The following is a 7,060-nucleotide window of genomic DNA, read 5'->3' as shown; positions in this document are numbered from 1 at the left end:
CTATTCATCCACAACGTTTTTTCCAAACAGGAAACTTTAATACATAGTGAGCCAAAATTGCTCGCTCCCCCCACACCCCACACCCCATACCCCACACCCAGTATCCTATCGTGGGTAATGTGGCTTAAGTTGACACCAATGCTTGGTTACCAAGCCCCTACTATCTACATCAAATGACTTAACCAAGGACTCACTTCCACAGACAACAGTTGACCAAGCTGAAGCAACTGGCGTAGTCGGATAATTGTCCAAGGATTTGCCGCCATAAGCTGCGCCTGATCATGTCCATTCTTTTGGTCACTCAGGCGCTGGGCTTGAATTGCCAGTTCACACTGCGGCACGATTGAGGTGTGTAAACAGTTGAAATAGAGTTCCTGACAACGGTCTAACGCTAAACCAAGGCTTAACCGATTGCCAATCTCAATCAACCGATCAATCTGGCGGATATCATCGCCGAGGGTATCGGGATCACCCTCATGCAAAAGTTGCCACAGCGATCGCCAAATTAAGGTTTCCAGCGTTGGCTTGGCTTCTGGGATGTTCAGATGACAGCGTAGATGTCCCGCTTCTGTGGCGATCGCTTCCAATTCAGCAATCTGAGCATTGATAGCTTGGGGATCACTCACCTCCATGTCTAACGCTTTAATCGCAATCAGACAACGGTTGGATAAAGCAATTTCTGCTGCCACTTGCAATTCCTTCGGTACGGGCAATTCATCCCGATGGAATGCCATCAACACACCGTAATTATCCCGGTACATCTGGTTATACAGCTGATCTAATCGGGTCAGGGTTTCCTGACTAATTAGCTGCATAATCCGTTGCCGTTCCTCAGCAAACAGATTCTGTAAACTGAACGACTGCTCACCAAACATCTGATTCATTGCCAGAATCGTATGGGCAGCACTGGCTTGCTTGAGGGCATCAAAAATCTGATCCCTCAACTGGGTATATGCCCGACGTCCGGTAAAGGGTTGAATACAGCAGTGGAAGTCCCAGCCACCGATATGGAGAACGGCAAACACCAATTCCATATTTTCCCAGGTAATCTCCGACACCAGTCGCAATTGACCCACTGCTAATGTCAGTGAACCCATGCGTTGGAGTTGATAGTCAAGCTGGTGGGCTTCGTAGCAGTAGAGGCGTTCTTGTTGGGAATAGTTGGTAAATAAGGAACTAATCGCGTAATGGGCAGCAACTTGTTGAAAGGTAATTTGCGACGACACCACCAGTTGCCGATAGACCACATCCCCGGTTTTAAAGCAGTCTACATTACTCGGTGCTACAAGTAGGCGTTCCAAGAACCCTAGCTCAAGCTGGATACCCGCCACCTCCCCAGCTAACTCCAACGCCCGCGCCGCATAGCGTAAAATCTGTACCCCTTCTGGACGAGAGATTTCCTCAAAGAACCAGCCACAACTGGTATACATCAGCATGGCGTGGCGTTGCATTTCCAACAGCCGCAGGGCATCGATTTGGTCGGTGGGAGAGAGGGGCGCAACGCTGTGACGGTTGAGAAATTGCTTCACATTTTCCCCAGAGCGATTCTCGTTCCGAGACGCGATGCGATCGCGCAGCACTTGGATATATTCATCCCGCGCCGCCCAAGGATCACGGAAAAACTGACGCCCCCTCTCGTCATACACCGGAATCAACTGATCCCGCAGCCAGTTCAAACTTTCTCGCAGGGGACGCCGCCATTTTTGATGCCAACCCCCGCCGCCGCCACAGCCGCAGTCATCTTGCCAACGGTTGACGCCGTGGGAACAACTCCAAGCGGTGACGGGTTTGAGAATCACTTCCCACGTTGGTGGACTAATGCTGAGGTAATGAGCAAAGTTAGTCACCGTCCAGTTCCGGCGGGGAAAGACTTGGGTAAAAGCATGGGCGATACACATTTCCGTGTGGCGTTTGTGATGTCCGAAGGTTTCCCCATCGGTTGCCACACTGATAATTTGGGAGGGACGGTGATCTCCATGAATCGCGATCCCTAAACGACCCGCAAAATGTTCGGAACTACTGAGAACATCACTAAACCCCATATCCCGTGAGATGGGACCGTCGTAGAAAAAGATGTCGATAAATTCACCGCTTTCCAGGAAACAACGGTAAGGGCGGCTGGGATCAATCTGACCCCCACCTACTTCATGCCATTTAGGATCAGGATTGTCTTCGGTTGGCAAAACCCGACAGCGTTCGGCTTGGGAGGGAGCAAGAATAATAAACTTAATCCCTTCTGCCACTAACGCTTCCAGGGTGGGGTAATCTACCGCCGTTTCCGCCAGCCACATCCCTTCAGGATCACGACCAAAGCGAGAGCGGAAATCTTCCATTCCCCAGCGGATTTGAGTGTATTTATCCCGTTCATTGGCGAGGGGAAGAATGATATGGTTATAGACTTGCGCGATCGCATTACCGTGACCGTTGAGCCGTTGACAACTCTTGCGATCCGCCTCTATTATCCGCTCATACACTTCCATGTCGTAGCGTTCTAGCCACGACATCAGCGTCGGACCAATATTAAAGCTGAGATATTCAAAGGTATTAACGATCCCCACCACTTCGCCGCAACCATTTAACACCCGGGCAAAGGCGTTGGGGCGATAGCATTCGTGATGAATCCGCTCATTCCAGTTATCAAACGGAGCCGCCGAGGGCTGACGTTCAATAGTATCCAGATAAGGATTTTCACGGGGGGGTTGATAAAAATGCCCGTGAACCGTTACGTAGACGCCCCTAGCTGTCTGTAGGGGATCATGGTCTTGCCCAGCCTCCTCGGATAAGGTAGGGATGGGATTTGCCGCAGCTTGTGAAGCTGAAAGTTCAGCAGCAGAAGTCATTTAGATCACCAAATTCCACAGAAAACGAGTCAGACAGATTCCCTTACTCTAGTCATTTTCGCTTTTGAGTAGGGATAAGTTGAGAGATTCGCTAAACGAATTTTAGGTTGGAAGCTAGCCATTTCAGTAGAGAACGCCAGCTCGGTATAAGTAGTCGGACAAAAGTAAAGTTAACGGTGAGGATTGTCATTCGTCATTCGTCCTTTGTCCTGTCCTTTGTCCTTTGTAAGGATTTGAGTCTCCTTATCATTTCTTAGTACAGTGTACGGAATGTATACCCAGATCCTTAGAAAAAAGCATTGACACCAGTGGCTAAACTTGCATTTGGGGATGAACGTGTAACAATCTGTCCCTTCAGTTTTTTATTCAACCGCAAGATTTACTGAAAATCGATAAAACTTCATATAACGTTGCGGTCAGTTCACAAAACTTAGACGCACTATAGCAACTCTTGCCGATTATTGCACATCTTCCTGGGAAGTTGCAGGGATAAGGGTGTGATGGGGTGATGGGGGAGTCATGTTCCTTCCCGGTATGCCAGAAGCGTCTGTATGTAGGGGCAGGTTTTACCATTACCATTAGATATTCACCCTGATATCACTAAACCTGCCCCGATAGAGTGCAAGCTCTGTTCGACAAATGACCAATGACCAATAACCAATGACCAATGACAAATACCAATCCTGACCGTTAACGTAAATCTGTGCCTCTTTGCTGGTTCTTATATGCTAAACAAAAACACGATTCTGTCACTGTTGTTACTTTTTGTCCCCATTTCCATCGCCGCGCATTTTCTGGAATGGGGATCAGCTATAGTCTTTATTACCTCCTGTTTGGCGATCGTTCCCTTGGCGGCGTGGATGGGAACGGCGACGGAGGAAATTGCGGTTGTAGCAGGACCTACCTTGGGCGGGTTGCTGAATGCCACGTTTGGTAATGCGACAGAACTGATTATTGCCCTGATTGCCCTCAATGCTGGCTTAGTCAATGTGGTTAAAGCCACGATTACGGGATCAATTATTGGCAACTTGCTGCTGGTGATGGGCTTATCTATGCTTTTGGGGGGATTACGCTACAAGGAACAGGACTTTCAACCGATTGTGGCACGGGTAAATGCGTCCTCAATGAATTTGGCTGTCATTGCCATGTTGCTACCGACGGCGATGGATGCTACGACGCCTGACATTGATGAAGCGACGTTACAAAGATTATCGGTTGCTGTGGCGGGGGTGTTGATTGTGGTTTATGCTCTTACCTTATTATTTTCGATGAAAACCCACAGCTATCTGTTGGATGTGGGCATGGTGAATGTTGAGTCCCAAGAGGGAAACGATGTTTCCTCCTCCACCGAGGAACCGGAACATAAGGTGAATTTAGGCTTGTGGATTGGCGTGTTACTTGGAGTCACCCTTTTGGTGGCGTTAGAGTCGGAACTATTGGTGGGGACGTTGGAGGAAGCTACCTCCCAGTTAGGATTAACTGCCCTATTTACAGGGGTGATTCTATTGCCCATTATTGGCAATGCCGCCGAACACGCTACGGCGGTGACTGTGGCGATGAAAAATAAGATGGATTTGTCGGTGTCGGTGGCGGTGGGATCAAGTTTACAAATTGCCCTGTTTGTCGCCCCTGTCTTGGTGATTGCGGGTTGGTTTTTGGGTCAGCCGATGGATTTGGATTTTAACCCCTTTGAACTGGTAGCTGTAGCTGTAGCGGTGTTAATCGCCAATTCCATTAGTTCTGATGGGAAGTCGAACTGGTTGGAGGGAATTTTGCTAATTGCGGCTTATTTGGTGTTGGGGTTGGCATTTTACTTCCATCCGGTTGTGGAAGGATTAGCATAACCAACAAATGTAGAGACGTTGCATGCAACGTCTCTACACGCTACCCTTAATTCGACTTCAGTTGATAATCACAGGTTGGGGGCATATTACAAAAGAAGACACTATAGCCAGGAATTTCCAGCGTCTCACCCTGACGATTCGTGATAAAGCCTAATCCTTCGGTTTCCTTACACCCTGGATATCCCGACAAGTCATAGCGGGCAGATTCGTTACTCAAATTGAAAACACACAGGATTCGCTGTTCTGCATAGTCCCGGATAAAGGCAAAAATCGGTTCCTCTGTCTCCAGAATTTCCAAGTTGCCTGCTTCTAATGCCGGTTGTTTTTTGCGCCAGTGAAGTAAACGACGCCAGGTATTTAGCAAGGAGTTCGGATCTCGATTTTGCAGATTCACCGCCCGTTGATAATGGGAATCGGCAACAGGTAGCCAGGGTTTTTCCGCCGTGGTAAATCCAGCATGGGGGACATCCGCTTGCCAGGGCATTGGTGTGCGCGAACCGTCTCGTCCTTTAATTGCCGGGTAAAGGGCTTGACCAAAGGGGTCTTTTATATCGTCCACCGGAATATCTTCAGGGATTCTTGCCTCAGTTAAACCTAGTTCATCTCCCTGGTAGAGACAGATTGCACCCGGTAAAGAAAGTAGCAGTGCGGCGATCATGTGATAAAATTCTTCTGGATAAGGATTTCCCTGAGCATCCTTTCCAGTCCAGCGCGATCGCAAGCGACCATAGTCATGATTGCCGACAATCCAACAATCACCACCTTCGGTAAAGTGACTTAACACTTTTTCCATCATCTGGCGCATGAGTTTGGCGCTGATGGGTTCATCGATGAGAAGTCCGCTATGATATGCCATGTGTAAGCGTTCATCACCTGCTACAAATTCACTGGCAAGGGCAATCGAGTCTTCACAGAAGGTTACTTCGCCTAAGGCAACCGTACCCGGATACTGATCCATTAGATCACGGATAGGTTTGAGGGCATCTAAGGTTTCTCGACGGCAGAAGTTGTACTTAAACAGTTGCCGAACCACAGGATTATCGGGGGCGACACCATCAGGTAAAGAGGCATCCTCCGGACGAACGGGGTTATCCCGTAATTGGGCGTCGTGCATGAAAAAGTTAGGCGCATCGATGCGGAACCCATCAATTCCTAAATCCAACCAGAATTTTGCCCGTTCCAAAATTGCGTCAACCACATCTGGGTTATGCCAGTTCAGGTCAGGTTGACTTTTTAAGAAATTGTACATATAAAATTGTTTACGTTCGGGTCCCCATTGCCAAGCACTGTGACCCATAAATGCGGATAACCAGTTGTTGGGGGGTGAACCATCAGGCTTAGGGTCTGCCCAAATATACCAATCTGCCTTAGGATTATTTTTATTTTGCCGACTTTCGAGAAACCAGGGATGCTTATCAGAGGTATGACTCCAAACTTGATCCAGCAGAACTTTCAATCCCATGGAGTGAGACACTGCCAGTAATCGTTTAAAATCCTCTAGAGAGCCAAAAAGCGGGTCGATATCCCGCATATCGGTAATGTCATAGCCAAAATCTTCCATCGGGGATTCATAAATCGGACACAGCCAGATGGCATCGACACCGAGAGAGGCAATGTAATCGAGTTGTTCAATAATCCCATTCAAGTCACCGACACCATTGCCATCACTGTCTTTAAAACTCTGCGGGGAAATCTGATAAATAACTGCATTCTGCCACCATTCACCTTGGTGTTTCACATTACGCGCATCTTCCCACGTCCATGCCCGACGATTAAGTACAGGAGTTTGCCACCAAGCTTCTCTGTTCGTTGAAGTACTTTTGTGGGGCTTTGACATATCCATAAGTTGCATAATTGAATCCTTTGTTAATGATGAGTTTAGAAATAAGGACGAATTAAATTGGCTGAAACTCATTGACTTCAACCTCAATAGTTCTCCTTCTTTTTATTTAGGTTGGGATTCTATTAAAGGGGATGAACCTCAGCCGCCTGCCAATCTTACACTCACAGTCAGTATCTATGCGAGATTCTTTCCTGAGTATTAACCAACCTTAATACTGGTGCATGAACTTCACTCAGCTTAGAGCGCTTCAGCCTACTCAGGTGAGTGAATCATGGACGACTAACTAAATTGTAAGGTTCTGGCACTTAGACTTACCTCTCTCCAAGGGATTAACACTGACTCATCCCTATATCGTTCAAGAGATGGACATCAATGGCGGCAATTTTATTTTAAGTTCAGTCAAAAAAGCTCCTAGCTTCAACGCTGGAGGCTGTGAAATAGTTTAATTTATTTTTTTATACCTTACTTTATGATACTACTATCTCAACCAGGGCTGGGGATCAATAGAACTCCTGCCCAAATATCGCAGCATC

General features: G+C 47.6%; 3 protein-coding genes. 1 reads left to right on the top strand and 2 read right to left on the bottom strand.

Annotated features, from left to right (window positions below; all coding sequences use genetic code 11):
- Window positions 1-164: 164 nt before the first annotated feature.
- Entirely contained in the window at window positions 165-2,840 is a 2,676-nt protein-coding gene (locus RIG66_RS29475; RefSeq protein ID WP_446383000.1) for a DUF3536 domain-containing protein, read from the bottom strand.
- Window positions 2,841-3,565: 725 nt separating this feature from the next.
- Between RIG66_RS29475 and cax the strand changes: the two genes are divergently transcribed.
- Window positions 3,566-4,684, top strand: coding sequence for a calcium/proton exchanger (cax, locus tag RIG66_RS29470; protein WP_446382998.1), 1,119 nt, complete (start codon window positions 3,566-3,568; stop codon window positions 4,682-4,684).
- 46 nt (window positions 4,685-4,730) lie between these two features.
- On the opposite strand, the gene RIG66_RS29465 is transcribed toward cax, so the two are convergent.
- The gene (locus tag RIG66_RS29465) at window positions 4,731-6,527 is read right to left on the bottom strand and encodes an alpha-glucosidase family protein (protein WP_446383008.1); all 1,797 of its coding nucleotides are present in this window, start codon (window positions 6,525-6,527) and stop codon (window positions 4,731-4,733) included.
- Window positions 6,528-7,060: the final 533 nt, after the last annotated feature.

It is taken from the genome of Coleofasciculus sp. E2-BRE-01 (assembly GCF_040221695.1).
Classification (GTDB): domain Bacteria; phylum Cyanobacteriota; class Cyanobacteriia; order Cyanobacteriales; family Coleofasciculaceae; genus Coleofasciculus.
This window is presented reverse-complemented; position numbering and strand designations above follow the sequence as displayed.